The sequence below is a fragment of the Paenibacillus radicis (ex Gao et al. 2016) genome (assembly GCF_014641555.1).
GTDB lineage: Bacteria > Bacillota > Bacilli > Paenibacillales > Paenibacillaceae > Pristimantibacillus > Pristimantibacillus radicis.
Genome location: NZ_BMHY01000001.1, coordinates 942,796 through 969,431, shown reverse-complemented (window position 1 = coordinate 969,431; position 26,636 = coordinate 942,796). Strand labels below are relative to the sequence as shown.

Genomic DNA, 26,636 nt, shown 5'->3' with positions numbered 1-26,636 from the left:
TCAACGCTGCGAAAAACGGTAAGTCGCCACACTTTTGGCCGGGACATTGGCCTCAAACTGCCTGCCCTCGCATACAACACGTATGGGCTGCTCCTCCAGCGTCTGATTAATGACAACTACGATAACATGACCATCCGGGTTCAAGAATGCCACATTCGTTACCGTTTCGTGAGAGCCATAATTACTTTCAATTCTCCAAGCCCCTCTTTGAATATATCGGGCAAACTGGGCTGTCATATAAGTCTCCGGCGTCATCCAATATTCATCCGGACGGTCCGCATGCTGCACCAGCAATGTCGGATCTGGAATGCCTACCCACTGATGCTTGCCAATCCGGCTGTCGAGCATGGTCACCCATGCGTTGTAGCTGGAAGCCCAGTTGCGGAAATATTGCGCAATCCGGTCTGCTGCAGCCACCCCCCAGATTGATCTCTCTGTCATATGGATGGTCTGATCGGGATACGCCGCTTTCAGCTCGGTCATGACGGAGGGCTCACCCTCATAATCATGAAAGGCTATGCCGTCCGAGGCAGTACGGCCTTCCTTATCGTTAAGAATCGGACAGGCGTACATCCATGCATCCTGAAAGTTATGATCAAAGATCCAGATCTTTGTGTCCAGCTGATGCTCGTCCAGCTCCTTCCGGAGCGCGATAATAAGCTCCCTCTCCTGTTCCGGGCTCATATAGCAGCTTGGATAATCGATTTCCAGCAATGGCTCGTTCTGTACCGTAATCGCATAGAGCTCAATCCCCTGCTCCTTATAAGCCTGAATAGCTTTACGGTAATAAAGAGCCAGAGCGTCGATATAGGCCTTTCCTTCCTTAAGCTCTCCACGCCACAAACTGCCCGAGGTCTTCATCCAGGCCGGAGGTGACCAAGAGGATGCGAAAAATTTCAGATCCGGCTTAACGGCCAACATGCGCTGAACCGTCGGAATAATGCCAAACTCTATATCCTTGCGGATCGAGAACCGCTCCATCGTAAAATCCGTTTCTCCTTCGTCCAGATCGTTATAGCTATAAAAGGTTTGCGCAGTAAAATCCGAGGTACCGAGCGTAAGCCGTACAAACGAAAAACCAGCGCCGTTTACCGGATCAAGTAAAAAGGAAATGACTTCCTCTTGCTTAATAGAAGACATACGTGCCAGGTTATATACTGTACTCTCCTCCATGGAGGAGCCAATCCCAAGCATCTCCTGGTACTTCATTTCCGGGAAGACTGTAATGGTTGTCCGGTTCTCCGGACGCGGAGCATGTGTCCATAGAGGAGGCCTTGCTTCACCTTTATACTCAATATCCTTAGATTCGTAAAACCAGCTGCGATCTCTCGGCTCCAGCTCTGAGCTCCACCATACCTCGACTTTAGTTGCTGTCATCTTAATCTCCTTTTCCCCTTATCAATGGATGGGTTCTGTTTTCTCTCCCCAGCATGACAGCACCAAAGTGTCTGGGCTACTGCTCAAATTGTACATTTCTCCACTCCAACACTTCACTTTACAGTAAAAAGTGATCTGGAAGAAGATGAATTAAATGAAATCGATTTCATTCAATGGTACAAGTACTTTTCATTAATTTTACCCGATACCGGGTATATATAGAAAGTGTTCTTATCCTTGGTTTTCATATTTATCATAAACAGAAATGGCAGCCGAGCCGGCTGCCATTCAAAAGATATTTATTAGACTAATGCTTCATGAGTTTTTACTTAAGCAGGATCGCAGTCTACTTCATCTGCCCTTTCATAATTTTCAACATACTCTTGCCTGTTGCTGCAATTGACTCTTCTGCTGAACGAGGCCTCCAGCCTAATATCCGTTTGGCCTTTTGGTTACTCGTTGACATATCTAGTCCCAATAGTGAAGCAATCATTCTTAATTTCGGATTGAAAATCGCCAGCATACGAACCAAAATATTAGGAAGCTCTCCCTTAGGAACGTTTATAGCATCGTCCCCTAAATGTTTCTTCAAAATATTAGCGACCTCTAACATCGAAATATTTTCTGAGCTAGAAGCTATAAAACGCTCTCCATTCGCTTCGGGACGCAGCATGGCCAAAATATGCAAATCCGCAACATCTCGGACATCCACATAATCAGAATAAATTTTGGGGACATACTTTAGTTTGCCTTCCAACATTCGGCGAACACTGTCATTAGAATGAGAATAGTCATTTCCTAGAATAGGCCCCATCACACCAACAGGATTTACTGCAGCAAGCTCTAGTCCATTACCTTCTTTGCGGATAAATTCCCAAGCAGATTGTTCAGCGATCGTTTTTGATTTTTGATAAGGATGAATTTTGGCATTGATATTAGACCAGTCTTCCTCCGTGAAGGGTCCTTTATGATTATGATGCCCCACACCAATTGCTCCGAATGCAGAAGTGAGGACAACACGTTTGACATCTGCATCACGTGCTGCACTTAACACCCGTAAAACACCTTCACGAGCTGGCTGAATCATTTCATTCTCATTTTTATAAATTTTATTAGGCGTTGGTGAAGCCACATGGATGACATATTCTGCCCCTTTGACAGCCTCCCCCCAGTTCTTATCTGATGATAAATCGGTTTGAATAAATGACAGGCCTGAAAAATTCGTCACGCCGCCTGACTTTAACATAGCTTTTACTTCATCTTGTCTGCTCATCGTACGAAGTGTTGTCCGCACATGAAATCCCTTCTGCAGCAGCTTCAAAATGATATGAACAGCGATAAATCCTGAACCTCCGGTTACAAGCACTAAAGGGTTCTTATTTTCTGACATCGTACATGCTCCTCTCGTTTACATTACAATCTGCAGCCGATTTATACTTCCGTTGTAACTAATTCTTTCAAGAAGTCCTTAACCCAATTATCTGTTAAAAAGAAAAGCTAAATGAGCCCAATCCTGCATGAAATTTGCCTAAAACTGCATTTTATCGTATTTGTAATTGTGCTCAAATATGGAAAACGTATAATTTGACGTATACTGCATCAATGTAAATGTAGAGCCAAATTAGATAAGAAGCATTTGCATTCGTATGTCATAGAAAGGAGTACAGCCCCTATGTCAACCGAAGGAAGCCCCTCGAATCTTGAGAACAATTTAGGCCAGCTCATTGAACTGGCCGAGAGAATTACCACCGCAGACGGAAGTACGAGAACCATCATCCCCTATCTTATCATTGACCGGCACAGTCATGAGAGGCCGCCGATTCCCTGCCTGTTAATGCCCTCCTTTTGTCTTTTTCTTCAAGGAACGAAGAAGCTCCATTTTGGAAAAAACATATTTTATGCGCACCCGGGTGATTTCTTAGCTTCTATAATTGATCTGCCTGGAACCTCACAAGTCGTCCAAGCTACGAAGGAGTCGCCTTTTATCGGTCTGCGCATCGACTTTACGACGCAGGAGATCGCCTCCGTCATGCTCTCGGCCGGAATTAAAGTTAAACCTAAGGATAAAAAATTGAGTACCGGAGCGTTCATTGGCAAATACAATGCCGATTTTTTAGAATTGTTAATTAGACTTTTGAAACTGACTAGCAAGCCGGCAGAAGCACCTTTTGTATCCGCTCTAATCAAACAAGAAATGATCTTCCGATTATTGTCGGGCGACTACGGGCATTTGTTTTTTCAACAAGTGCTCTTTGACCAGCAAGCCGACGGTATCGGAAAAGCTATTGCCTGGATAAAAGAAAACTTTAAACGTTCTTTTACTGCTCATGAGCTAGCTAGTTATACGAACATGAGTGTATCGGGACTGCAGCATAAATTTAAAATCATAACATCTATGGGTCCCCTGCAGTATCAAAAGCAGCTTCGCCTTCAAGAAGCACGGCGCTTGATGTTAAGCGGCACAATGGATGCCACGACTGCTGCACTAGAGGTGGGCTATGAAAGCCTTTCACAATTTAACCGGGAATACCGGCGGCAGTTTGGTCTCCCTCCTCTTCAGGATATTAAAACCGTGCAGAAATCTGCTTCTGAGAGTTTGCAGCCAGACAGCCGTTCATGGTCGTGAAAGTAATCCGTTAATTACTTGAACCAATCCATACTATAGATGTTTCACGTTGTTTCAAGCCACCGATCCTTCTTACTTAAGCTAGCTGGGTTACAGAACTATTCTATTTACATCGAATGCTACGGGATCTAGTAGGGATAAGTCCCTTTACTCTCCAACGGCATTTGAGTATCTTTGGTGTACGCCATTAGTATGGAAAAACCGTCTTACATTTTTTTTATTTTCCTGAGCACAATAATCTTGTGTAGACAGACCTATCTAACAAAGGAGCTAAAAAAAATGGGAATTTTAAGCGGCAATCCTAAAGATGAGCCCATGCATTATGGCGAAATTTCTAATGTATTTATGGCCTCATCAGCAGCTAAAGGCGCTATATCGTGCTACCAAGCATATTTAAATCACTCTGGCGACAAGGATCTGAAAAAAATTCTCGAGAACCTTATTGATCAAGCAAAGTCAGAAAGTAAAGAACTTGATGCTTTGCTCATTAACAATGGCATCACTCCCGCTCCTACTATGCCGGAAAGACCATCAGTTAAACTTGAAGATATTCCAGCCGGTGCAAGATTTACTGATCCTGAGATCGCTATAAAAATTGCCACAGATACATCCATGGGTATCGTTGCATGCAGCCAAGCTATGGGACAATCGATCAGAATAGATATTGGCGCACTGTTTGCTAAATATCATCTCGCCAAGGCCGCTCAAGGCGTTAAAATACTGGATCTGCTTAAAGATAAAGGCTGGCTCATCTTTCCTCCGCTTCAAGTTAAGCGGCCAGAGACAGCTAAAGTATAAGTCGAGCATATTGGAAAAGCCCCTTTAACAGGGGCTTAACGCTAGTTATTGAATTAATGAAGGAGTAACCCTATGAAAATTCTAACTCTGACAAATTAACATAGTATAATTTGGGCTCAAGTTCCTCTCCTGTGTCGGGGTGACTGTATTTCATTGTAATTAAGAGATTGTCATTTGTATTTCTCGAAATGTTGACGATATAATACCTTTCGTCATCCGCATTAAACGTCGTTTTTCTTAGCTTGCCATCTGTGTAATTTAGTAGATATAAGTCATTGTCTTTGCTAAACGATTGATAAAATAAACCCGAATATTTGCTTTTCACAGATTCTGAAGCCATTTCGAACTCCGGATTAACATCCATAATAGAGCGTAGGGAGTCATTTTCAATTTCCCCCAAAAATCTTGTAATGCTAAAATTCGCATAGTAGATATAATCGTTTGCAATGACAAAATTGGATACGCCTTGACGTAATTCGTTTTCAGGCGAGTCAGTAGAATGAGATGGAATCGTTGACACATCAACAGACCGCAGGAAATTCATATCATGGTCGTATACATCCAGGTACAACCGTGATTTTTCACCAGATTCCATTTTCAACCGTAATAATGAAACTGTTTTTTCGTCAGAAGTGATCTGTCGGATAGCTTCTCCTATATTTGCTTTGTCATTAAACTCAAATTTCTTTACAATCTTTCTTTCATTCGTTTCTGTGTTGTATACTTCTAACTCAGAGCCGCCGGCAGGGTTTACTCTGATCATGAACAATTTATCCCCTACAGCTGTCATGGTATTGTAGGGAAATCCGCCTTCTTCAGAAAAAACAACTGACATCGTGTTACTGATTAAGTCCACTTTATAAAGATGAAGCGTTCTGTTTTCAATTTCTGATATTTCACCCGTTGTGACCATCATGTATAATGAGTTGCCAATGACTGTTGTGTCATACTTAGCTTCGTATGAAAAATTTTCAACTGTGCCCAATTTTATAATTTCTTTTGTTGCAAAAATGTACCGATAATAATCCATTTCAGTTATCAAGTCAACAGACCCCGTCGGAATCCTATTGTAAATAATGCTGTCGTCGGTTAGCACTAAGATTCCATAACGTTCAATTTCTCCGATTTTTGCATTGTGAATGTCATAAATCGAAATGGTTTCATTTGAAATCGTAGTGCCCGGGATAATTGTTTGTTTAGATTCGTGTATTTCTTTGTTTTGGGAATTGTCAACACAGCTATATAGAATCATCATGAATACTAAACCAAGCAAACCTATTATTTTTTTCAAACTAACCCTCCCTTTTCGCAAAAGCCATCAAAATGAAATCTGATGAACATACCAATTTAACCAACCTCCTACCAATAACTTATATTACCATTTATATCGTTTTCAGGTAACTGTCTTTTAGACCCAAAGCGATCGATATAGGTTTGTATGCGAGGGTGCATAATGATGAGCTCCGTGTATTTAACAAACACCTCACCGAGAAATTCGGCAACCTGTTATTCTAGATGCCCTTTCCCGAGCTTTATAGGCCACTACCAAGCGTCTACATTTATTTTTTTTTTCTGAGTACAATAATTGTGTAAACAGACCTATCTAAAAAAGGAGCCAGCATATAAATTTTCAATGTATTCGACCTATAAAGTAAAACTTCTCTCTCCACTAAAAATATTTCTATACTTCTAAATTCATAGAAATAAAATCAAAAAAAAATTACTCCAACAAGCTATTTCGCGGTTTACGCTGTAGTAGATATACGTTCCGTTGTAAATAGCAATAAATGATGCCGATCTTTGTCTCCAATTCAAAAACAATAAGCAAATTATAGACGATAAACGAAATATTTATTTTCAAGAGACCCCTACTAAAATTCTGATCACATATTTATCCGGATTTTCTTCTGCGAGATGATTCATTATTTCCACTTCATATACATCCCCGCTTATAATCAGCCCCTTTTCTTTAATGAATTGTTTTATTTTCGAATAGGTGCTAGATTTCGTTTCACATGATCCTTTATGATCCATTACGACGTAAGTGCCTTTGGGTTTTACCACTACCTTGTCTCCATCCATTGGAACAATTAGTTTATTGGCTATAAAATTTGGAAAGTAATTACTAGCTATAAAGTTATCCCTATTTATAATCGACCACAATGAAAATTCATTCATAATAATGTTTTTCTCGCAATAATCCCGATGCTCACTTAGTCTCTTAGCATATTCATGATCGTTACTTTGATCACCCACAGCCGTCGTGATAAAGTAATACGCTTCACATCTCTCTATCACTGGAGTATCCCTCGAATCATTCTTCACATTCTTCAATATCTCGACTGCACTCCTGAGAAAATTTTGCATGCGTTTTATTTTTAGCTGCTCTACTTCAAGCTCGCACTGTTTCTGTTGAACTAGATTTACGAACTTCTCTGTATTATGATTTTCAAAAAATTGTTTGATTTCTTCAAGGGAACTTCCCGCTTTTTTGAGTACGTTGATAATATCCAAAGTGTAGCATTGCTTAGTAGTGTAATAACGATAGCCCTTGTCGTTAATAAACTCAGGTTTTAATAATCCAATCTCATCATAGTGAAAGAGGGTGTGCTTCGTGACTCCGCATATTTTGGCCATCTCATTAGTGCTAAAAAACTGGGGTTGTATATTTGACAAAATTCATCACTCCTTCATTTTCGGAGTTAACGGTGCGAAAAACCACTCTTCACAGTTAGATCTGCGATTGCCTCCTCCCCCATTAACATTATTTCTGTTGTTAAATCGAGACTTCGACTGAAATTCGTACTGCGTAGCTATCAAAATCGATCTCGGAGAAATAATTCAGCAGGTCCATGATGTACACATCTCCGCATACCTTCATTCCTTTGCGCTCGATGAACATTTTAATCATTACGCAGGCTTCCGGCAAAGATTCGTAAGAGCCTATATAATCCATAACCACATACAAACCTTTCGGCTTGGTAATCATTCTATTTCTCGCTATAGGGGCTTTAAGCTTATTTGCAACATAACTCCAAGAGAAGCCGCCCGATACAAATGTTTCTTTACTTACAATTGCCCAAGTTAAAAACTCATGATTAATCAAATTCTTCTCGCAATATTTTCGATGCTCACTTAACTTCGAATTAATTTCCATTCTATCGCCTTGTTTAAGCGGTGTAGCAATCAAATACTCCTCCTGACATTCTTCTATTAATGGCTCAGTCCGGAGCTCCTTCATTGATGTCTTCGTCATTTGAATGGCATTTTGCATAATAACCTGCATCCGTTTGATTCTGTGTAGTTCCCTCTCCAGATCATTCTGCTTCTGTTTGAACAGATTCTCGAGCTTCAGGCCGTTCCGGTTCTCAATATACCCTTTGATCTCCTGCAGTGTGCTGCCTGCCTTTTTCAGAACACTAATAATATCCAAAATATAGGATTGCCTAAGCGAATAATAGCGGTACCCGTTCGCGTGAATGAACTCGGGCTTTAAAAGTCCTATCTCGTCATAATGAAAAAGGGTATGCTTTGTCACGCCGCTTATGGATGCCATTTCGCTAGTTGTGAAGTATCTATTGTCATTATCCGACACGAATTGTTCCTCCTGACTTAATGTCTCAAAAACCATATATTTATATTACTAAATTTTACCACTGAGAATTAGGCTTTGACTATAGGGTAACCCGATAGTTTAGAATCAATTTCATAAAGTTATATTAAAAGAACATGGAGGGAAACACACAGATGTTTAATTTCAAACAGTGGCTTATTTTGGGCGTCGTATCGAGTGCACTTTTGCTCATTGTCATGGATTCGACGATCCTTTATACAGCTTTACCAAGCTTAACCCATGACCTTGGCGCGTCGGCATCAGAAAAATTATGGATTCTGAACGGCTATTCGCTCATTATGGCAGGCCTGCTTCCAGCGATGGGGACGCTGGGAGATCGCTACGGCCACAAAAAAATATTTGCTATTGGATTGCTTGCTTTTACTGCAACATCCCTTTTATCAGCATTTGCTCCAAACCCGACTGTACTTATAGTGGGGCGGGTGCTTCTTGCGATTGGAGCATCAATGATGATGCCTGCTACATTGTCCATCATTAGAGTGACCTTTACCGATTCGCGCGAGCTTGGACTCGCAATAGGGATTTGGGCCGCTATTGCCTCCGGAGGGGCGGGGATTGGCCCAATCGTAGGCGGATTTCTTGTACAGCACTACTGGTGGGGCGCCGCCTTTTTGATTAATATACCAATCGCAATCTTGGCATTTATTTTGACTCTAATATATGTCCCCAGTCATGAGGGCAACAAGGATAGAAAATGGGATATTACCGGCTCCGTTCAGATTATGATTTCGATGGTAACAATTGTTTTTGCCATCAAAGAATTTGCAAAACGCGATGGATCTCCGCAGCTTGCTTCAGTTAGCGCCATTATCGGAATTGTCGTATTATTGATCTTTATTCGCCGCATGTTGAGAAGCTCCAAACCATTGCTTGACTTGTCGCTTTTTAAAATATCCCCCTTTACTGTAGGATGTATTACAGCTGCAGTCGGCTTCTTTGGACAACTTGGCATTCAGTATATCGTAACTCAGCGGCTTCAGCTGGTGGAACAATTAAGTCCGCTGCAAGCGGGATTCATTACATTTAGCATACCGGCTGCAGCTTTTGTCGCGGGGCCGCTAGTCGGAAAGATGATGCATCGTTACAATGTGATACGCATCATGAGTGTCTCCCTTCTTATTGGTGCCGCAGGAACAATCATTTATCTCTTGCAATTTGATGCCGGAATTTTGGGTCAAATCATTGGACTGGCTCTATTGGGGGGAGGATTGGGAGCAGGCATGACAGCCGCTTCACATTCCATCATGAGCTCTGCACCACCTGAAAAAGCGGGAATGGCAGCATCAATTGAAAATGTAGCCTATGAAGTAGGAGGGGCAACTGGTATTGCCATTGTAGGTAGCTTATCCGGTCTAATGTACACACTGAGCATGAATATTCCTAAAGGAATCCAAGTACCAGCTAATGTAAAAGACAGTCTGGATGAAACACTGTTCTTTGCGGAAAATTTGCCAGCCCATGCGTCAGAGCTCTTAAAGACGGCAGGACGCGTTGCCTTTGACGAATCTTTATCTTTTGTCTTGATTGGATTGATCGTATTTTTAGTCCTGACCTCACTTGCCATGGAATGGATAGGAGTCCGATCCAGGAGGTTGTAAAATTTCGCTAGGTTTGACTGAGAGCCAAGTGATTATTACAACTTTACGATCGTGTTTCTAAAAGTGATACTGCCAAGCGCAAAAAACGATCCCCAAGGCACTCCTCTGCCTGGGGGATCGTTTTTCCATTAAGCTAAAGAGGCAGAGTTAATTGATGGGATCCTTACAATTCTGATCCCCCAATGATAGTCATCGCACCTTTAGAACCCCAATACAGGGTGAGGGACATACGGCCCTTCCAGCGAGGTAAGCTCTTCTGGCGTTAAAGTTAGTGTTAGTGCAGCAATGGCATCGTCAAGATGATGAGGCTTCGTTGCTCCGATAATCGGGGAGGTCACAACGGATTTACTGAGCACCCAAGCTAAAGCGACTTGGGCCTTTTCCACTTCGCGTTCGGCAGCGATTTTTCCAAGCTGCTCTACGATTTGGCGATCCGCATCGATAGTGGAAGCATACAGTGTTTGGCCAAATACATCGTTCTCCGAGCGTGCGCTTGTCTCGTCCCAATCGCGAGTTAAGCGGCCTCGTGCCAGTGGACTCCACGGCAGGACACCGACACCGAGATCATCGCAGAGCGGGAGCATTTCACGCTCTTCTTCTCTATACAGCAGGTTTAAATGATTTTGCATGCTGATGAATTTCGTCCAGCCATGTATCTCTGCCGTATGCTGCGCCTTTAGAAACTGCCAAGCGAACATCGATGAAGCTCCAATGTAGCGGGCTTTCCCTGCTTTGACGATATCGTGAAGTGCTTCCATCGTTTCTTCAATCGGAGTGTGATTGTCCCACCGGTGAATTTGATACAGATCGATATAATCGGTACCTAATCTTCGCAGGCTGTTGTCTACTTCAGCGAGAATTGACTTACGGGATAGGCCTGCACCATTCGGACCCGGTCTCATACGACCATGTACTTTAGTTGCAATAACGACATCCTCGCGCAGCGCAAAATCTTTCAAGGCACGACCGACGATTTCCTCACTCGTTCCGTCGGAATAGACATTGGCCGTGTCGAAGAAGTTGATTCCCAGTTCCAGCGCTTTGCGGATAAAAGGACGGCTCGTCTCTTCATCCAAAGTCCAAGAATGTGTCCCTCTATCGGACACACCGTAGCTCATACATCCTAAGCAAAGCTTAGACACTTCCAATCCGGTTCCACCTAGCCTCGTGTAGTTCAATGTCATTCCTCCCATAGTTCCGACCTTCTGTTTGTGCCGGGAATTTGATTTAATAATACATGAGTCTTGAATAAAAGCAAGCCTTCAATCCATAGTATACAAATTGGTTTAAATGATAGTGATTGTCCGGCAATAAAACATACTGATTTTCTTTTTTTAATAAGTGATCTCAACACTTAAATTGTTCATTAATATATCTGAAGATTTCTAGAGGTTGCCATTGCTCTGCTAGTTTGAAATATTATCTTATACAAAACAAGGAAATGCTTCTCACAAAAACGTATCAAGCTGCTTAGTAGAACAGGTCGGCCAGCAATTTGTATGAGCGGAGCCTAGCTTCATGATTGTATAGCATTCCGCTAATCATAAGTTCATCTACCTGTGTTTGCTCTAAAATCCACTTAAGTCTGCCCTTAACGGTGTCTGGACTGCCAATGGCAGCGTAGGGAAGCATTCTGCCGCGTATAACTGCCTTCTCCTGTTGATTCCACAGAGCATCGATATCTGTAGGAGGCTGGAGTAAAGCATCATGATTACCGCGAATAACGTTCAAAAACTCCTGTTCTGCCGTCGTGAACAACCACTCCGCCTCTTTATCTGTAGGAGCTACTACTGCATTGATAGCTAGAATGACATAAGGTCTATCTAATACCAGCGAAGGACGGAAATTACGACGATATAGCTCCAACGCCGGAAGTACATACTCAGGGGAGAAATGTCCACCAAATGAAAATGGCAGTCCAAGCTGTGCAGCCAGTTTAGCTCCGTAGTCACTGGAACCAAGTATAATAATCGGAATATCAAGGCCCTCTCCAGGTATAGCTCTTACCCCAGGCATTGCGCCTCCAAGAGTCGGATTCAGGTAGGAGCGAAGTTCATTTACCTGCTCGGGAAAATCGTCACTTAACGAGCCTCGGCGCAGTACACGCGAAACAGATTGCTCCGCTCCGGGTGCACGGCCTAGTCCGAGGTCAATACGCCCTGGGAACAGCGATTCCAGCGTGCCGAATTGTTCGGCAATTGCCAATGGCGCATGATTTGGCAGCATTATGCCTCCAGAGCCGACACGAATCGTGTTAGTATTAGCTGCGATATGTCCAATCACAATCGAAGTTGCCGCACTAGCGATATGCGGCATGTTGTGATGTTCAGTAAGCCAGAAGCGACGATATCCCCATTTCTCAGCATGCTGCGCCAAATCAACGGAATTGTGAAACGTATCCGTCGGTGTTTCGCCGTTTATTACCCCAGTGGCATCCATAATGGAAAGAGATGTTTTACATGTTGTCATAAAGTCTCTGCTCCTCCTATTAATCTCAAAGCCATTGTTCCTCGACAAAGGTGCGTGAAGTATGGCTCTTGATAATTTTCCATTGTCCATCGACCTTAACATAGTCTTGGTGGATGTGGCCGTAGCCATTGAATATGCAGGTTGGCAGCTTCACGAGATCGTGGAGGCCCCAGATGACGGTTGCGGTCGTTGGCCCAGTAATATTAATGTCCGGAAGATACATATTGTGATAGGTCTGAACCCCCTTAAGCAGTTCACCCATTCCCCCAATGAATGCATCGCGCCCCTCTGTGAAATGGCCGCTCTGTGGTTCATCTTTAGTTGCCCGAGGCATAGCCTCGAAGGAGAATACCGCATCTTCGGTAAAAAGCTTGCGGAATTCTTCCCAATTCTGTGTATCACCATATCGGGCATAGCGTGCCATGACCCGCTTGAGTTCTTCCATATCATTAAGTTGATCTAGAGTTGTCATTTTTTCCCTCCTTATTTAGTCAATCCATTGTATTCGCCAATAAAATAGGATTACCGGCGAGTGAATAAGATTGTTTCTGGGCTTAACTTTATCATTGAGGAGAATTAGCGTCTAATTCGCCTTATGAATTTAATTAATAAATAATTGTTATGATTTTAAGCGGTATGATCGCTCTGCTCCACTCCACTTTAAATATCCTGATTATTTTACACATTAGAAAAAGCACTCCGTATTGCGAGTGCTTGAGCAGTTTCATATAGAGATATCAGACCACCTCAAGTCTTTAATAGTGGCAGCATTTTTAATATTAATTCATTCATGGAATTTGTCCAACACGGTATCGTGTGCCAGCTTGTCTCATTCGTACCTGTTTGTACATGGATAAACTATTCGTAGACGTTCAGCTTAGTTCAACTAACGACTCATTACTCTTTTCAGATGTCCGTTTTACATAATCAATAAATTTTTTAACTGCTGGTGATAGATTTTGGTCAGTTCGCCACTGCAACCCTACCTCCCAATTCCAGTGCTTTTCTTGGATGGGTATCCAAGTCAATCCCTCTAACAGCAGTCCTGCAGTTCTAGGCACCAACGAAACACCGAGTCCGGCGGCAACAAATCCTGCAACAGTAGTCAAATCTTCTGCTTCATAAACTTGAATCAATTCCGCTTCGGATCGGATGATGCATGCGTCCAGCAAAACCTTTAGACCGCAACTGCTTTTCAGTCCAATATAGTTCTCATTTTTCAATTCATGAATGCTAAGATTTGATGTGTTAGCAAGTCTATGATTATTAGAAACGATAATATAAAGCGGGGCCTTCTCCAATGTTATCCAGCTATATTCCTCGGACTTAGGCTTCATAGAAGTTATAATCAAATCGAATTTTCCATGATTTAAAGCATCATCAATAAGCTCATGGTTACCCTGTTCCAATTCAAATTTGATTTTGGGATAGATATTCTGGTAATCCCTTACAAGCTTAGGCACAAGATCCGCTCCCAAAATATTGAGAAAGGCGATGCTAATTAGACCTGTCTCCGGATTCGACCATTCCTCTAACGTTTTTTTTCCGTGCTCCAACTCCCGCATAGCTCGCTCGACATTTTCGGAGAACATTGAGCCATAACGGCTCAGTTGAACATTCCTTCCTTTACGTTCAAATAATGGAACGCCCAACTCGTTTTCTAATTTGGATATTGCCTGACTAAGCGCAGGCTGCGTAATGGATAGAGCCTTAGCAGCCCTTGTCATATGTTGATAACGTGCTACTGTAAGAAAATATTCCAACTGAGTTAACTCCATCTTTACCTCCACACAATTCGCAATTCATAATTAGTATTTATTATTAATATTCGAATTATGTATTAGACGTTATGTATAGTCAATGATAAAGTTATTGCCAGTTCATACAATAATAAAGGAGAAATAATTATGAAAGCATATGTTATTAAAGATGGACTTGGCATTGATTATTTGAAACAAGTTGATCTTCAGGTACCTACTCCTGGCAAAAACGAAGTTCTGATCCGCATGAGAGCAGTTTCCCTTAATGCAAGAGATATTCCTGCACTAAATGGCTACTTCAATAATCAGTCAACGGCCCCCTTCATACCTGGATCAGATGGAGCCGGGGAGATTATTGCTTTAGGAGAAGAGGCTGACAAATTTCAAATTGGTGATCGAGTTGCCGGGATATTCAATCAAAAGTGGATTACTGGGGAGATGTCACCGGAATACAATGATGGTGAACTTGGCGGATCATTAGATGGATTGCTTGCTGAATATGTCGTGTTATCACAAGAAGGGTTAGTTCGTATTCCTGAACATTTATCTTATGTGGAGGCAGCCTCATTACCTTGTGCTGCAGTTACAGCCTGGCATGCAGTAGTTGAAGATGGAAAAGTTAAAGCTGGAGATACTGTTGTGATTCAAGGTACTGGCGGTGTATCCATATTTGCCTTGCAGTTTGCCAAATTCTCTGGCGCCAATGTTATTATTACATCCAGCAGCGATGATAAACTAGAGAAAGCGAAGGCCTTAGGAGCTAATCATACCATTAACTATAAGACAACTCCTGATTGGGAGAAAGCCGTCCTAGAGTATACAAATAATCGGGGTGCCGATCTTATTATTGAAGTTAGCGGTTCCACATTGAATCGTTCAATCGAAGCAGTACGACAAAATGGACAAATTAATCTGATTGGTGCTTTATCGGGCAAGGAAGTTGAAAATCTCTCACTTTTACCTATTTTCACAAGAAAAGTACGGCTTCATGGAGTTAGAACTGGTAATCGCGATATGTTCGAAGCGATGAATCGCGCTATTAAATATAATGCTCTTTATCCTGTCATTGATCGCGTATTTTCATTTGCGAATGCAGTTGATGCATTTAAATATTTAGAAGACAAAGATTACTTCGGAAAAATTTGCATTTCTTTAGAGTAAAATAGAAACGATCGCCTCCACCTAAATGGAAGCGATCGTTTTATAGAATCCAAAACGATAAAGATCAACAATTTTAAGCAAGATACAAAAAAATCCGGCTCATTGGCCGGATGAATATTCTAGTCTGATGTAGATTGAGCCAACAAGTCTTGAAGTTCCTCAAGTGTTGTCCCAAGTTTATAATTAAACCCACCAGAAGAGTCTCTGACTTCAAACTCCTCTAAAGGCAAGTTTTCGTATAGTAATGCGATTTCAAGCATTGAACCCGTTTTAATTATATGAATACCTTTGGTTGCAGGTACTATTAGGTAAGACTCATAATCCTTTGAAGACGTACTATGGAAAATCACTAAATTCCCTTTACGTGTCAGATACCCTAGTTTTTCAGGGTAGTTCATTTTTGAACCACAGGGTAATTTATAAGATATCATTGTTGACAATTGATACACCTTCCTAAGTATGTTATGAATTATAAATTACTTTCTAGATTCTGAGCCAAATCCATAATAGCAATCAGATGGTGTTGCCTTGGTGTACAGCTTCATCTAGTCACCTCTCTTGTTCTTAGATACAAAACTAGGCATAATTGTATCATGGATTTTATAACGCTATCTAGGAGATTCGATGGAAATTCGACAAAAAAACCTGTAAAAAATGCACAGGTCCGATCATGTATTTTACTATCTTTTAAAAGAATTAATGATTTCTACAATTTCATATTGTTGGGTTTCAATAGCTCTTTCCAACGGGCTGCCATTATAGGACCGCATTTTACCCTTAAATTTAACCGGGGTAGTAAAGTCGACACCCGCTTCAAGCAACAGCTTCACTATTTCTTTGTATCCTAACCCGCAAATCCAAAACAACAATTCGGACTTCGGGGTTGTTTGACTCTCATAATCCGCTCCATTTTCGAGTAAGTATGCAGCGAGTTCCACATTATTTCTCCAGCAAGCCCATTTAAACGCTGCAGACATATATTTATGATCGATTCCATTGTCGATAAGCGTTTTTGCCGCTTCCAAATTCCCACCACTCAGATTTGTTGTGAAATCAAGCAGTGAGCTTTTGAGACTATCCAGCTGGTTGATATCAATTCCTTGCGATAATAGTAATTCAATCATTTTTTTACTTCCACGTTGACATGCAAAATGTATCGGTTGCAGATTGTTCGGCCCTTTCGAATGGACATCGGCCCCTGCTTCAATTAAATAGCAAGTTACTTCAAAGTGATTGTTACTAATGGCAATGGATAAGGGCGATTGTCTGCCGACATCCTTCATTTCTTTATCCGCGCCTGCTTCGATTAAAAGCTTCACGATTTCCAAATTCCCTACTCTGCACGCGATCTGCAAAGGGGTTCCATTTACCGGATTCGAATAATCCGTTAGCTTTTTATTTAGGCTATTCGCTTTCGCGTTCATGACATACTCTCGTACCCGATCCACATTTTGGTTATAACAAGCATGATGCAAGGTTTCATTATTAGTGTTTTCTGTCATCTGTAGTTGTTCCCCCTTAATCACCCAAGCCGGATTCGATCGCTGTTAGCTTATTCACTAGCTGCTCCCTTGCAACCGCTGTAAAGCTCAGCACACCTGCCCTGTCTACAATAGCTCCCTGCTTGATTCGTTCATCCAGCCAACCCGAAACAAAATCCGGCGCGTAGCCCCCAGTACTGAAGCCTTGCGCAAAAGCGATCATCTTTTCATATTCCGCTAAATAGTGCGCTCGCGTTACTTCCGGGTTTGACCCGGTGTACAACCAGAACTGAATATCATACATCAGCATCGACAACTCGTCCGCATGAAAAGCGAAATAGCCTTTTCCATCTACGATCCGGGTGCAGATATTGCGAATGACCGCTTCAATCCGCTCTATTCCAGCGGCCTTCTCACATAAAGATTGCAATAAAGATGAGAATTGCGCATACTTCACCTTGTCCAAATCATGGAGTTTGTCCTGCTCCGAGGTGTCGAATACTTCCTCATTGACCAGCCCAGTTATAAAAGTCGCAAAGTTAGGCGCAAGGAAAGTAACCCAATAACCAGCCTCTTGATCCACATGTACAACTGCAGGCTCGCCGTCCCGGCCGCATACACGATAATCCAGCATAATGACATCATGCCCTGCTGACGGACAATCGCACAGGACAACCCCAAAAGGAGGATAGCCCCATTCCTCTTGCATAAAACGGCTGCCCAAACTGCCGCCCAGACTATAATCTTTCTCGCGCCCGATTCCCATAATGCCCGTAATGGCTACATGGTCCTCCGCCCAGGAGGTCGAAACGGCAGTCGGAAAACAAGTATTGACCGGTACGCCGCCATTCTGCTGCTGCATCAGCCAAATATAGTCTGCCGGAAGCTTATACCCCAGTTCCTCTTCAATAGAAGCAATCATCTCGGCAGTAGGCGGTGCCTCTACATAACTTTTGTCTGCATAATCGCTGGTTTCCCAGAATTGACTGAAGTCGCGCTCGCGAAAAGGAACACGGGCAATCTCCTTGATCGCCGCAGCTTGCCTCACCATAAAATCGCTGCATGCCTCTATGTACTTATTCACATCTGCATCGCCAGGCTCCAAACGATCAAATTGCTCGAATGCGGACAGCGCCTTTTCCCATTGATGCAAGTAAAAATAAGAATAGCCGATGCGCCAATTCCACGTTGCATCCTGTATTCCTTGATGTTCTACTGACAGCAGCTGCTGCAACGCTTCCGTGTAACGCCCTAAGTTGTTAAGCGCTCGGCCATAATGACCCACCACTTCGTAGTCCCGCTCCGATTCTGGCAGTTGCTCGATCGCTTCAACAATTTTGTCGTGCTGATCGTCAGCATACCAGCTTTGCAGCGTATCCAATCGTGCTTTTGACATTTCGCCACTTCCTTATTTCAATTTTCAAGCTTGAAGCGTTACCCGCCACGGCCTTCAAACCCTAGTTTGTTTCAATACTTGTAACTTGGAAATGAGATATTCCTACATTAAGTTAACTAGCATTTTATCGCAATGTCAAAAGCATGCTTTGATTACCCAGAGACAGATTACATCAATAAACTTTTTTGAAAAATAATTCCTTGGAAACTTAATGCGACTTGGATAGTAAGATAAAATTTATATCAAGTCCAAATTTAAGGCAAGCCCTTTAATGGAGGGAAAATATGTTCAAACGTCTATTATTTTTGATTCTAATCCTAACATTCCTTCTTATTATCGCATGTTCAAACCATTCAAAGAATGAATTTTACAGCAAAGATCCCAAAGTGCTACGTTTGATAGTCTTAGCCAACAATCAGGTGCAAACAACAATAGATGAAATAATCACAGAAATTGCACCATACTTTCATAATGTTGACTCAATGATTTACGACTTCAAACAGATGAAGGAAAAAAAATTGCTAAGAAGTTGTCAACAGAACAATACCCTGCTTATTTTCTTTTTAATTCTGAAAAGCAAATTGCTGAGAAGCATACCTTTGATGATATCTTTAAAGTTATAGTCGAAGAATGGGAAACCTGAAACAATAGTTTCTTATTTTGTTTGTACAGCTGGCCAGCTTATAACAAAACATCAATCATCCTTATCTGCGCTCTTACAATTCCTCTTGTAGCTAATGCTCAAAGTTCAACTAACCAAGACGTTATTACTAATGAAACCCGATATGCAGCTATATAACCTACTATTTTTATCGGAAAAGTTATTGCTAGTTTCAATACTTATATGCTAGAATTTGGGAACGGGATGAATTTTATGGAAGGAGAGATATGACAAGGTGCCACAAAAATCGAACATCCCCAGCTTATCGTTTCTAAGCGTAGGCACATTAAAACTACAAAAGAATGAAGGAGAGAATTGAATGAAACCACGTAAAATCCTAAGCACTCTAGGCGTACTAGGAATTGCACTCGCTCTACTCATTTCATCTTTGTCAGGCACAACTTCAATTTATGCTAAAGAGCAATCAAATTTTTCCACTTTATCCCATGAAGAAAAGCTCGAACTATATGAAACTTTCGAAAATATTGTAAATGAAATCAACAATAATGAGCCTCAATCAACACTGGGAATTTTCCCATTCGAGGAATTCCCTTTTGAAAAATTCAGTAGTGTATCTGAATTCCGTGAATTCGCAATAGCAAGATCAGGCGTGAACTTTAACCTTGTCCCTGATGACCAAGGTGGGATTAGACCAAGAAGTATAGGTAGCGCTACTAAAAGTAGGACTGTGGATTCAAACGGTGTGAGCGTCACATTAACAGTTTTTGGTGCTTTCTATACCTCACTTAATACAAATTCAGGTAGACAAGTATTTACAGGACAAATTGCAAGCATGTCAACTACATCGTCACTTGGATCGTTTATTGAAACAGGTTGGACTACCAGTTATACCGATACCACTTTCAATGTAACATCAAGCGGTAAGATCAAATATAACGGTCTTGAGTCTTCTCACCACATTCAAGTTACTTTTAACTGTAGCGCTACAGGAGTGGTCTCCTAGTATAATGCGAATGATTTTATGAAAAACGTAATGTAAAACAGCAGGGTTCTTGTCTATACAAGAATCCTGCTGTTATTTTATAAAGGCCGTCACTTACTTGAATTTTTATCTTTTATTTAAATTAATGTGCAACTCAGTTTAGCTTAGATTTTCGTGACTCTAACCCTCATAATCGGTAAAAAACACATCGTTAAGAATCTTTTTCGCCTTCTTTAAGCTTCGTGAATCTAACTTGCCAAGCATAACCATAATTTCGTTCATTTCCTTGTCAACCACTAACGAATGAAGATTTAAATTCGTTTCTATATCTTCGTTTGTGGGCGAATCCTTTTGACCGATCGTATTCGACTCAACAATTGTATGGGGATGAATCCATGATGTACGGGCAATTTCTCCTAGAGAATTCACAATAAGTCTCAATTCATCTTCTTTATAACGCTGCATGAAACGATTCACATTACTATCAATTTGATTATGTAGAGCTGCATGCAAAAGATAGATCTCTCTGCCCAACGACGTAGTCCGAAACAAAACTTCTTTTTTGTTATCCGGCAGATGTTCAATTAGGATGATTTGTCGATCAACCAGCTTTCTCGTAATTTTGGAGACACTCCCTTTGGGAATGCCGAATTGTTTTGAGATCGTATTGCCGTTTACAGGCTCGAGCTTGCCAATTGCATCCAGAACATGAAGACTCAAAACGGTCATTTCTTTCATTAACTCTGCAATACCTGGATTAGGACTATTCTGGATCATCCATTGTTTCTCTTCATCGTCTTCCGTTTGAAATCTACGCTGTATTTCATTCGCAGTTCCCAGAAATTCCTTAATTAAATTCTGCTTTTCTATTGAATGATGGATGATTAATTCCCCTCCGGTAGTTGATTTGATATCAGTATACCAAAGGAAAAGCCTTAACTAAAGTTTCCTCGAAACAATATTGACAAGTGAAGGCGAATCATTCATTATTATTTCAAGGAAACTTATTGTTTCTTTAAAACAATAAAATCAGATAGTGGCTACTATAAACGTAGTCACTATCATCAAGACCATTGGAGGTCGATTTACATGACAATACAACACGACATTGATGTACTTATCGTCGGAGCCGGCCCTTCCGGCTCCACGTTAGCAGCAGACCTACTTAGGCGTGGACTTCGAGTTCGGCTGATTGACAAAGCACCGCATGCCTTCAAGGGCTCACGTGCCAAGGGAGTCCAGCCACGCACTCAAGAAGTCTTCGAAGATCTCGGCATCCTAGATGATGTTCATGCGGAAGGTGCCCCATACCCTCTCGCGGGCTTCCACCTTGGACCATTCACCATACCTTGGCGGATGCAAAAGCAGAACAAAGCTACGTCCGACGTGCCATATCCGAATATTCTTCTGCTAGCTCAGCACCGCACCGACGCCATCTTACACCAGTTGCTGGTTCGCTTTGGCTTGCGTATCGAGTTCAACACAGCATTAGTTAGTTTCGAACAGGATGCAGATGGAGTAACGGCGACACTTTCTTCAGGAGAAACGGTCACCAGCAGATATCTGGTCGGGGCCGACGGCGGCTCGAGCACCGTCCGCAAAGGCGCAGGCATACGGTTCGTAGGAGAAACCGACAACTCCGATCGTACACTTATTATCGACGGCACGATTGACGGACTATCACGCAATCGGTGGCATATGTGGCCACGCACACACGGCAAATCGGTTGGAGCATGTCCACTGCCCCACTCCGATCAGTTCCAAGTCATGATACGTCTGAATACAGATGAATCATCAGAACTTGACGAAGCGGCTATGGCTGCTCAGTTCAAGACGCTCACTGGCTACAAGCTCCATGATATTACCTGGACGTCGGTATTCCGGCCTAATGTCCGGCTCGTCGAGAATTACCGTGCGGGTCGTGTCTTTCTAATCGGCGACGCTGCACACGTTCATACCCCCGCTGGCGCGCAGGGCCTCAATACCGGGGTGCAGGACGCTTACAACCTCGGTTGGAAACTTGGACAGGTTATCGCAGGAGCACCCGACAGCCTTCTCGACAGCTATCAGGCCGAACGACAGCCAATTGCGGCACGCGTCCTTGGGAAGTCCAGCGAACTGTACTCCGGTCTCGATAAGCAACGTCTTTCCAGCCTCAAGCGTGGAGATGAGGAGCGACAACTCGGAATTTCTTACCACGCTGGCCCACTTGCCCGCATCGATACCTCTTCTGCTACCAAGACCCTAAAGGTAGGAGACCGAGCACCAGATGCGACCTGTACAGGACCCGGTGGGATTAAACGATTGTTCGACGTGTTTCAGGGGTCGCATTTCACGCTGCTGGCCTTCGGTACCCATGCCTCTATGGCTCTCTCTGAATTGAGCTGGCCCAACAGCGGAGCCGAATTACGCCGCTATTCTGTGGGTACAGGGCATCAAGTGGAACACGAGTGCCTCAAGGACACAACTGGTAATCTAACAAGCAATTACGGTATTTTTTGCGACACGTTGGTTATGATTCGACCAGACGGCTACATCGGAAGCATCATTACGACCGATTGGGTAACATCCTTCGATAAAATGAAGAGAATGATTGCTCCATCATGATCCAGTTCGACATAATTCCTCTGATGGTCGTAAAAAAGACTCTAATAGAGCAAGTCTCACTGTCACAAAGAGCGATTTTTTCTAGTATGAACTAGATAGTAACTCAATACTGAATAATTCATTGAGAACAAATCTGAGGTGCTATTTTTCACACAAAAAAAAACCACTCCAAGAGGAGTGGTCAGCGCTCATGATGAGCGCTATAGATTTGGATAGGAGTGGAGAGTCCTATCCTGAAACTGTACTTTTTCCGCTTAATATTTCACGTAACTTTTTAGCTTAGTTAGCTTATTCATCATCCAAAAGGGAGCCTTCCAGCATTTGCAGAGAAGTTTCTTTAGTGCACCTATTTGTTTAGTATACCTCCATTGCCAACTAAGCAACAATATCTACTGCTTAACGCTAGCGAATTTCCGTATGGCTAAAATGCAACGTTTCGTCCGCTAAGGAAGAGAGTCCTCACGGTTGCTCCTTTAACTGAAGTCATGAAGTCCATTTTTGACCTTGCCTTCCAAATCAACCTGGATGATCGGGTGCCCGTCCCAGTTGATGCCAAGCATCGTGAAGGTGCATATGTAATTGCTGCCATAATCATGTACATACGGGGTATTAATGTCGGCGCCTTTCATTTTAGTCGACAGGTGGATTTTGGTTTTGTCGCCGTTCGCGATGTCGATTAAATCATTCAATGCTTTGGGCGTTACACTTTTTTTGGTCGCATTCACCCAAGCCTTCACGCCGGCGTGCGTTTCCAGCGTACAATCTGTCGGGTTTACAAAATGATCGGCAACGGCACCCGCCAATTCATCTTGCACCGCATAGGCATTCATATCGGATGCGGCAATGAAGCTGTCGACGGCAGCGGGTGTTGCCCCGTTGAAATGAGCCAGTGTCAATTGCGACTCGCCGAGCAGCCGCAGTTCAGCATTCAGGTCGGCCAAAGATTCGATTTTTTTGTTGCCCAGGCCGTTCCACATCAACTGAGCCGTCGCCTGTCCGTTTACCTGAGCCTGCACAGTCACCGGTTCGTCCTTATCAGCTCCGTCGGCCGTCCCCTTGCCGGAAGGCGACGCACCTTCCATGCCAATCGCACTCGCCCGGGCTCCCATTGTATCGGCTTCCTGTTCCAATGACGCGTCGTCATTGACCGCGATGCCACCCATCTCCCTGTATGGCGTTACGCGGCCTTGCCGCTGCTGAACCACGTGCCACGCTTCGTGCGGAAGATGCGTTTCTTCACCGGGGCCCAGATGGATATCGCTGCCCTGCGCGTATGCGAGCGCGTTCAACCTAGCCGGATCCGGCGAATTGCGATGCACGCGCACATCAGACAAGTCCATGCCCGACAAGTGCTCCAACCCGGTTTTCAATTCGTCTGGTATGCCGGTTTTGCCAGTGGTCCGTGGCTTAACGGGCGTTTGTGCATTCGACTTGATGAATTGCATGGTTGCACGGTTGCCAAATGTTCGCTGCATCTGCACGATGCTGGACGGCGTAAGCCCTGCACTCACCCCAACGCTTTTAGTTTGTGCGGAGCATAGCTGCGCAGCTGGCGTCTGCGCAGCTCTCGCCGCTTTTCGTGATGAGGTGAACATCAAATCTCTCCTTCATGCGATACGTTGTTTGTCACTACATTCTACCGTGGTCACTGTTTCTCCTTCTTGTCGGGCAACATTTCGTCTTTTGTCCCACCCCGCCGGACAAGTAGGCAAAATCGTCCAGCGAAATCATCGCAAGCATGACATTGAGGTAATCAAAAAAAAAACCACTCCAGAGGAGTGGTCAGCGCTCATGATGAGCACTATAGATTTGGATAGGAGTGGAGAGAAACCATACTGTACTTTTATTATATGTATACGCTTCCAAATTGTCAATAAGCGTTTTCATTTTTTTTGAAAACGATTACTCTGTTCATCTTTACAGATGAACAGAGTAATTTGGAGAAAGCAGTACGAGCGCTTGATCCAGATCCTCCTGGGTGCGGAAAGACAATCTCAGCACGCCGGGAACATCCTCCCTGCTCTCGATAATGCGAATATTGCTCAAATTGATGCGGGCATTGCCAAGCTCTGTCGCAATCGAACCGATAATGCCAGGATGATCCGCTACATTGACGTAACATTCGTAGGTCGATAAAATAATGCCTTTGCGGCGCTCCGGCATACGGCCGCGGAACTCCCCTGCGATCTTGAATTCTTCCTCGATCGCTTCGCCATTCTCGGATTCCAGAATGTGTACGAATTTCTCCGTACCCGCCTGCCAGTCCTTGAGCAGCTTCAAGAGCACCGTCCGATTGTTAATGAGTATATCCCGCCATACGACGGGATCACTGGACGCGATTCGGGTAATGTCCCGGAATCCGCCTGCCGCGAGCGATTCGTACAGTCCATTCTCCTCATTGTAGCCGCGAATCTGATTCACAAGCGCTACAGCAATGATGTGAGGCAAATGGCTAATCGCACCGACAATCTCATCATGAGATTCCGCATCCACCGACACGATATGCGCCTTCGTATGCACGAGAAGCGCCTTCAGCCTGTCCAACGCTTCTTGCTGCGTTGTGGCATCAGGTGTCAGTACATAATAAGCATTTTCGAACAGGATGCTCGTAGCCGCCTCTACCCCGGATTTCTCCGAGCCCGCCATTGGATGCCCGCCGATGAACGATACGCCCCGCCCGTTAAGCCGGCGGCCGCATTCCACAACAGAGGCCTTTGTGCTGCCAACGTCCGTCACAATACATCCGGGCTTCAAATCAAGCTTACCCAGTTCATCTACGTATTGCTCCAGCATGCCCACCGGCACGCAGAGAAAGATAAAGTCAGCATCTTCTGCCGCTTCCTTGAGCGAGGTCGTCGCATAATCGACGACACCGCGCTCCATATATTTCTGTACCGACGACTCGCGGTTGGAATAACCGACTACTGTAAGTTCCGGTTTTCCCTTGAAGCATAATGCCAATGAGCCGCCGATCAAGCCTACGCCAAAAATCGCTATTTTCGCCATAAAATTATCCGTGCACCGCCGATTCCTGAAGCACTTGCTCCAAAGCTGTCATAAACTTCTCGTTCTGTTCCTTCGTACCGATCGAGACGCGAATATGAGTGGGGTAATAAGTCCAGCCCGCACGCGTAATAATGCCTTTGCGCAGCAGTGCGCCAAACATCTCCATTGATGGACGTTTCACGTCTACCATAATAAAGTTGCCATGCGCCGGGAAGTAAGAAAGGCCAAGCGCGTCGAAGCGGCCTGCCATGAAGGCAATGCCCTCTGCATTCTCCTTACGGCAGCGGTCAATGAAATCTTGGTCAGCAATTGCCGCTTTAGCTGCAGCTTGTGCCATACGCGTCGTATTAAACGGCTCGCGAACTTGATTGATAAACCGGATGACGTCCGGATGCCCGACGCCGTAGCCGATCCGCAGCGAAGCGAGTCCGTAAATTTTCGAGAATGTCCGCAGAACGAGCAAATTTCGGTAGCGGTCCAGCAGCTGCAGACCGTCCGGGAAGTCAGGGTCGCTTACAAATTCGCAGTACGCCTCATCAAGAATAACCAGGACATGCTTAGGCACTTGGTCGAGGAAGGATACAAGCTCGTCCTTCGTTACAATGGTACCAGTCGGATTATTCGGGTTGCATACCCAGATGATTTTTGTACGCTCTGTCACTTTCGCAAGCATTGCAGGCAAATCATGTTTGCCGTTTGCAAGCGGAACTTCAATCAATCTGGCGTTCTCGACTTCGGCATTATGTTTATACTGGGAGAATGTCTCGTCCGCCATAATCGTCTCATCGCCCGGAGCGAGGAAAGCGCGGGCAGCCATCAGAATAATTTCACTGGAGCCTGTCCCGAATATAATCTGATTCGTCTGAACGGACAAATGTTCAGCCAGCACAGCGGTCAGCTCGACACTTGCGCCGTCCGGATAAATATGAGATTGCCCCAGTTCCTGGATCGCTGCCGCCCGAGCAAGCTCGGAACTGCCCAGCGGATTTTCGTTGGAAGCAAGTTTAATAACTTCTGTTAGACCAAGCTCTCTCTTCACATCTTCAATCGGCTTACCCGGCTGGTAGACGGGAAGATGCACAATATTGCTTTTTGGCTGCATGTGCCGTTCACCTCTTC

At 43.6% G+C, this 26,636-nt stretch carries 22 protein-coding genes; 6 read left to right on the top strand and 16 right to left on the bottom strand.

What is annotated here, in order from left to right; all coding sequences use genetic code 11:
• Complete coding sequence (locus IEX98_RS04370; RefSeq protein WP_188887670.1) at nt 1–1,377, bottom strand: glycoside hydrolase family 30 protein; 1,377 nt, start codon at nt 1,375–1,377, stop codon at nt 1–3.
• Between the two features lie 346 nt (nt 1,378–1,723).
• Entirely contained in the window at nt 1,724–2,767 is a 1,044-nt protein-coding gene (locus IEX98_RS04365; protein WP_188887669.1) for an SDR family oxidoreductase, read from the bottom strand.
• A gap of 282 nt (nt 2,768–3,049) precedes the next feature.
• On the opposite strand from IEX98_RS04365, the gene IEX98_RS04360 reads away from it, so the two are divergent.
• Together IEX98_RS04360 and IEX98_RS04355 are read left to right on the top strand one after the other, a co-directional pair.
• A complete protein-coding gene (locus IEX98_RS04360) occupies nt 3,050–4,003 on the top strand; it encodes an AraC family transcriptional regulator (RefSeq protein WP_188887668.1) in 954 nt (317 codons plus the stop codon).
• Between the two features lie 279 nt (nt 4,004–4,282).
• Nucleotides 4,283–4,801 carry a DUF3231 family protein gene (locus tag IEX98_RS04355; protein ID WP_188887667.1) on the top strand — a complete coding sequence of 173 codons (519 nt, stop codon included), beginning with the start codon at nt 4,283–4,285 and terminating at the stop codon, nt 4,799–4,801.
• 70 nt (nt 4,802–4,871) lie between these two features.
• On the opposite strand, the gene IEX98_RS04350 is transcribed toward IEX98_RS04355, so the two are convergent.
• From IEX98_RS04350 to IEX98_RS04340, 3 genes are all read right to left on the bottom strand, one after another.
• Nucleotides 4,872–6,092 (bottom strand): hypothetical protein, encoded by a 1,221-nt coding sequence (locus tag IEX98_RS04350; protein ID WP_188887666.1) that lies wholly within the window; start codon nt 6,090–6,092, stop codon nt 4,872–4,874.
• Between the two features lie 566 nt (nt 6,093–6,658).
• A complete protein-coding gene (locus IEX98_RS04345; protein ID WP_188887665.1) occupies nt 6,659–7,477 on the bottom strand; it encodes a MerR family transcriptional regulator in 819 nt (272 codons plus the stop codon).
• Between the two features lie 100 nt (nt 7,478–7,577).
• On the bottom strand, nt 7,578–8,396 hold the full coding sequence (locus IEX98_RS04340) for a MerR family transcriptional regulator (RefSeq protein ID WP_188887664.1): 819 nt from the start codon (nt 8,394–8,396) through the stop codon (nt 7,578–7,580).
• Between the two features lie 152 nt (nt 8,397–8,548).
• On the opposite strand from IEX98_RS04340, the gene IEX98_RS04335 reads away from it, so the two are divergent.
• Nucleotides 8,549–10,033 carry an MFS transporter gene (locus tag IEX98_RS04335; protein ID WP_188887663.1) on the top strand — a complete coding sequence of 495 codons (1,485 nt, stop codon included), beginning with the start codon at nt 8,549–8,551 and terminating at the stop codon, nt 10,031–10,033.
• Between the two features lie 200 nt (nt 10,034–10,233).
• Here the strand turns inward: IEX98_RS04335 and IEX98_RS04330 are convergent, their stop codons facing one another.
• From IEX98_RS04330 to IEX98_RS04315, 4 genes are all read right to left on the bottom strand, one after another.
• Entirely contained in the window at nt 10,234–11,211 is a 978-nt protein-coding gene (locus IEX98_RS04330; protein WP_188887662.1) for an aldo/keto reductase, read from the bottom strand.
• 292 nt (nt 11,212–11,503) lie between these two features.
• Nucleotides 11,504–12,502 (bottom strand): LLM class flavin-dependent oxidoreductase, encoded by a 999-nt coding sequence (locus tag IEX98_RS04325; protein WP_188887661.1) that lies wholly within the window; start codon nt 12,500–12,502, stop codon nt 11,504–11,506.
• 25 nt (nt 12,503–12,527) lie between these two features.
• Nucleotides 12,528–12,974 (bottom strand): nuclear transport factor 2 family protein, encoded by a 447-nt coding sequence (locus IEX98_RS04320; protein ID WP_188887660.1) that lies wholly within the window; start codon nt 12,972–12,974, stop codon nt 12,528–12,530.
• A 400-nt stretch (nt 12,975–13,374) separates the two neighbouring features.
• Entirely contained in the window at nt 13,375–14,280 is a 906-nt protein-coding gene (locus tag IEX98_RS04315; protein ID WP_188887659.1) for a LysR family transcriptional regulator, read from the bottom strand.
• A gap of 129 nt (nt 14,281–14,409) precedes the next feature.
• Here IEX98_RS04315 and IEX98_RS04310 point away from each other — a divergent pair, with 129 nt between their 5' ends.
• Nucleotides 14,410–15,423, top strand: coding sequence for a zinc-dependent alcohol dehydrogenase family protein (locus IEX98_RS04310; protein WP_188887658.1), 1,014 nt, complete (start codon nt 14,410–14,412; stop codon nt 15,421–15,423).
• Nucleotides 15,424–15,542: 119 nt separating this feature from the next.
• On the opposite strand, the gene IEX98_RS04305 is transcribed toward IEX98_RS04310, so the two are convergent.
• The 3 genes from IEX98_RS04305 to IEX98_RS04295 form a co-directional block, all read right to left on the bottom strand.
• Nucleotides 15,543–15,863, bottom strand: a complete 321-nt coding sequence (locus IEX98_RS04305; protein WP_188887657.1) for a hypothetical protein — start codon at nt 15,861–15,863, stop codon at nt 15,543–15,545.
• 240 nt (nt 15,864–16,103) lie between these two features.
• The gene (locus IEX98_RS04300) at nt 16,104–16,925 is read right to left on the bottom strand and encodes an ankyrin repeat domain-containing protein (RefSeq protein WP_188887656.1); all 822 of its coding nucleotides are present in this window, start codon (nt 16,923–16,925) and stop codon (nt 16,104–16,106) included.
• A gap of 16 nt (nt 16,926–16,941) precedes the next feature.
• A complete protein-coding gene (locus IEX98_RS04295) occupies nt 16,942–18,300 on the bottom strand; it encodes an SMI1/KNR4 family protein (protein ID WP_188887655.1) in 1,359 nt (452 codons plus the stop codon).
• Between the two features lie 980 nt (nt 18,301–19,280).
• Between IEX98_RS04295 and IEX98_RS04290 the strand changes: the two genes are divergently transcribed.
• A complete protein-coding gene (locus IEX98_RS04290; RefSeq protein ID WP_188887654.1) occupies nt 19,281–19,925 on the top strand; it encodes a hypothetical protein in 645 nt (214 codons plus the stop codon).
• A gap of 159 nt (nt 19,926–20,084) precedes the next feature.
• Here the strand turns inward: IEX98_RS04290 and IEX98_RS04285 are convergent, their stop codons facing one another.
• On the bottom strand, nt 20,085–20,681 hold the full coding sequence (locus IEX98_RS04285; RefSeq protein ID WP_229691955.1) for a MarR family transcriptional regulator: 597 nt from the start codon (nt 20,679–20,681) through the stop codon (nt 20,085–20,087).
• Between the two features lie 312 nt (nt 20,682–20,993).
• On the opposite strand from IEX98_RS04285, the gene IEX98_RS04280 reads away from it, so the two are divergent.
• A complete protein-coding gene (locus IEX98_RS04280) occupies nt 20,994–22,511 on the top strand; it encodes an FAD-dependent monooxygenase (protein WP_188887653.1) in 1,518 nt (505 codons plus the stop codon).
• Nucleotides 22,512–22,984: 473 nt separating this feature from the next.
• Here IEX98_RS04280 and IEX98_RS04275 read toward each other — a convergent pair whose 3' ends face one another.
• The 3 genes from IEX98_RS04275 to hisC form a co-directional block, all read right to left on the bottom strand.
• Complete coding sequence (locus IEX98_RS04275) at nt 22,985–24,106, bottom strand: eCIS core domain-containing protein (RefSeq protein ID WP_188887652.1); 1,122 nt, start codon at nt 24,104–24,106, stop codon at nt 22,985–22,987.
• A 322-nt stretch (nt 24,107–24,428) separates the two neighbouring features.
• A complete protein-coding gene (locus IEX98_RS04270; RefSeq protein ID WP_188887651.1) occupies nt 24,429–25,517 on the bottom strand; it encodes a prephenate dehydrogenase in 1,089 nt (362 codons plus the stop codon).
• A gap of 4 nt (nt 25,518–25,521) precedes the next feature.
• On the bottom strand, nt 25,522–26,619 hold the full coding sequence (gene hisC, locus IEX98_RS04265; protein ID WP_188887650.1) for a histidinol-phosphate transaminase: 1,098 nt from the start codon (nt 26,617–26,619) through the stop codon (nt 25,522–25,524).
• Nucleotides 26,620–26,636: the final 17 nt, after the last annotated feature.

What these genes read in the sequence shown, in the direction of transcription:
- IEX98_RS04370 (WP_188887670.1), bottom strand. Translation starts at nt 1,377, where the DNA reads ATGACAGCAACTAAAGTCGAGGTATGGTGGAGCTCAGAGCTGGAGCCG.
- IEX98_RS04365 (WP_188887669.1), bottom strand. Translation starts at nt 2,767, where the DNA reads ATGTCAGAAAATAAGAACCCTTTAGTGCTTGTAACCGGAGGTTCAGGA.
- IEX98_RS04360 (WP_188887668.1), top strand. Translation starts at nt 3,050, where the DNA reads ATGTCAACCGAAGGAAGCCCCTCGAATCTTGAGAACAATTTAGGCCAG.
- IEX98_RS04355 (WP_188887667.1), top strand. Translation starts at nt 4,283, where the DNA reads ATGGGAATTTTAAGCGGCAATCCTAAAGATGAGCCCATGCATTATGGC.
- IEX98_RS04335 (WP_188887663.1), top strand. Translation starts at nt 8,549, where the DNA reads ATGTTTAATTTCAAACAGTGGCTTATTTTGGGCGTCGTATCGAGTGCA.
- IEX98_RS04325 (WP_188887661.1), bottom strand. Translation starts at nt 12,502, where the DNA reads ATGACAACATGTAAAACATCTCTTTCCATTATGGATGCCACTGGGGTA.
- IEX98_RS04320 (WP_188887660.1), bottom strand. Translation starts at nt 12,974, where the DNA reads ATGACAACTCTAGATCAACTTAATGATATGGAAGAACTCAAGCGGGTC.
- IEX98_RS04315 (WP_188887659.1), bottom strand. Translation starts at nt 14,280, where the DNA reads ATGGAGTTAACTCAGTTGGAATATTTTCTTACAGTAGCACGTTATCAA.
- IEX98_RS04310 (WP_188887658.1), top strand. Translation starts at nt 14,410, where the DNA reads ATGAAAGCATATGTTATTAAAGATGGACTTGGCATTGATTATTTGAAA.
- IEX98_RS04300 (WP_188887656.1), bottom strand. Translation starts at nt 16,925, where the DNA reads ATGACAGAAAACACTAATAATGAAACCTTGCATCATGCTTGTTATAAC.
- IEX98_RS04295 (WP_188887655.1), bottom strand. Translation starts at nt 18,300, where the DNA reads ATGTCAAAAGCACGATTGGATACGCTGCAAAGCTGGTATGCTGACGAT.
- IEX98_RS04290 (WP_188887654.1), top strand. Translation starts at nt 19,281, where the DNA reads ATGAAACCACGTAAAATCCTAAGCACTCTAGGCGTACTAGGAATTGCA.
- IEX98_RS04285 (WP_229691955.1), bottom strand. Translation starts at nt 20,681, where the DNA reads ATGATCCAGAATAGTCCTAATCCAGGTATTGCAGAGTTAATGAAAGAA.
- IEX98_RS04280 (WP_188887653.1), top strand. Translation starts at nt 20,994, where the DNA reads ATGACAATACAACACGACATTGATGTACTTATCGTCGGAGCCGGCCCT.
- IEX98_RS04275 (WP_188887652.1), bottom strand. Translation starts at nt 24,106, where the DNA reads ATGTTCACCTCATCACGAAAAGCGGCGAGAGCTGCGCAGACGCCAGCT.
- IEX98_RS04270 (WP_188887651.1), bottom strand. Translation starts at nt 25,517, where the DNA reads ATGGCGAAAATAGCGATTTTTGGCGTAGGCTTGATCGGCGGCTCATTG.
- hisC (WP_188887650.1), bottom strand. Translation starts at nt 26,619, where the DNA reads ATGCAGCCAAAAAGCAATATTGTGCATCTTCCCGTCTACCAGCCGGGT.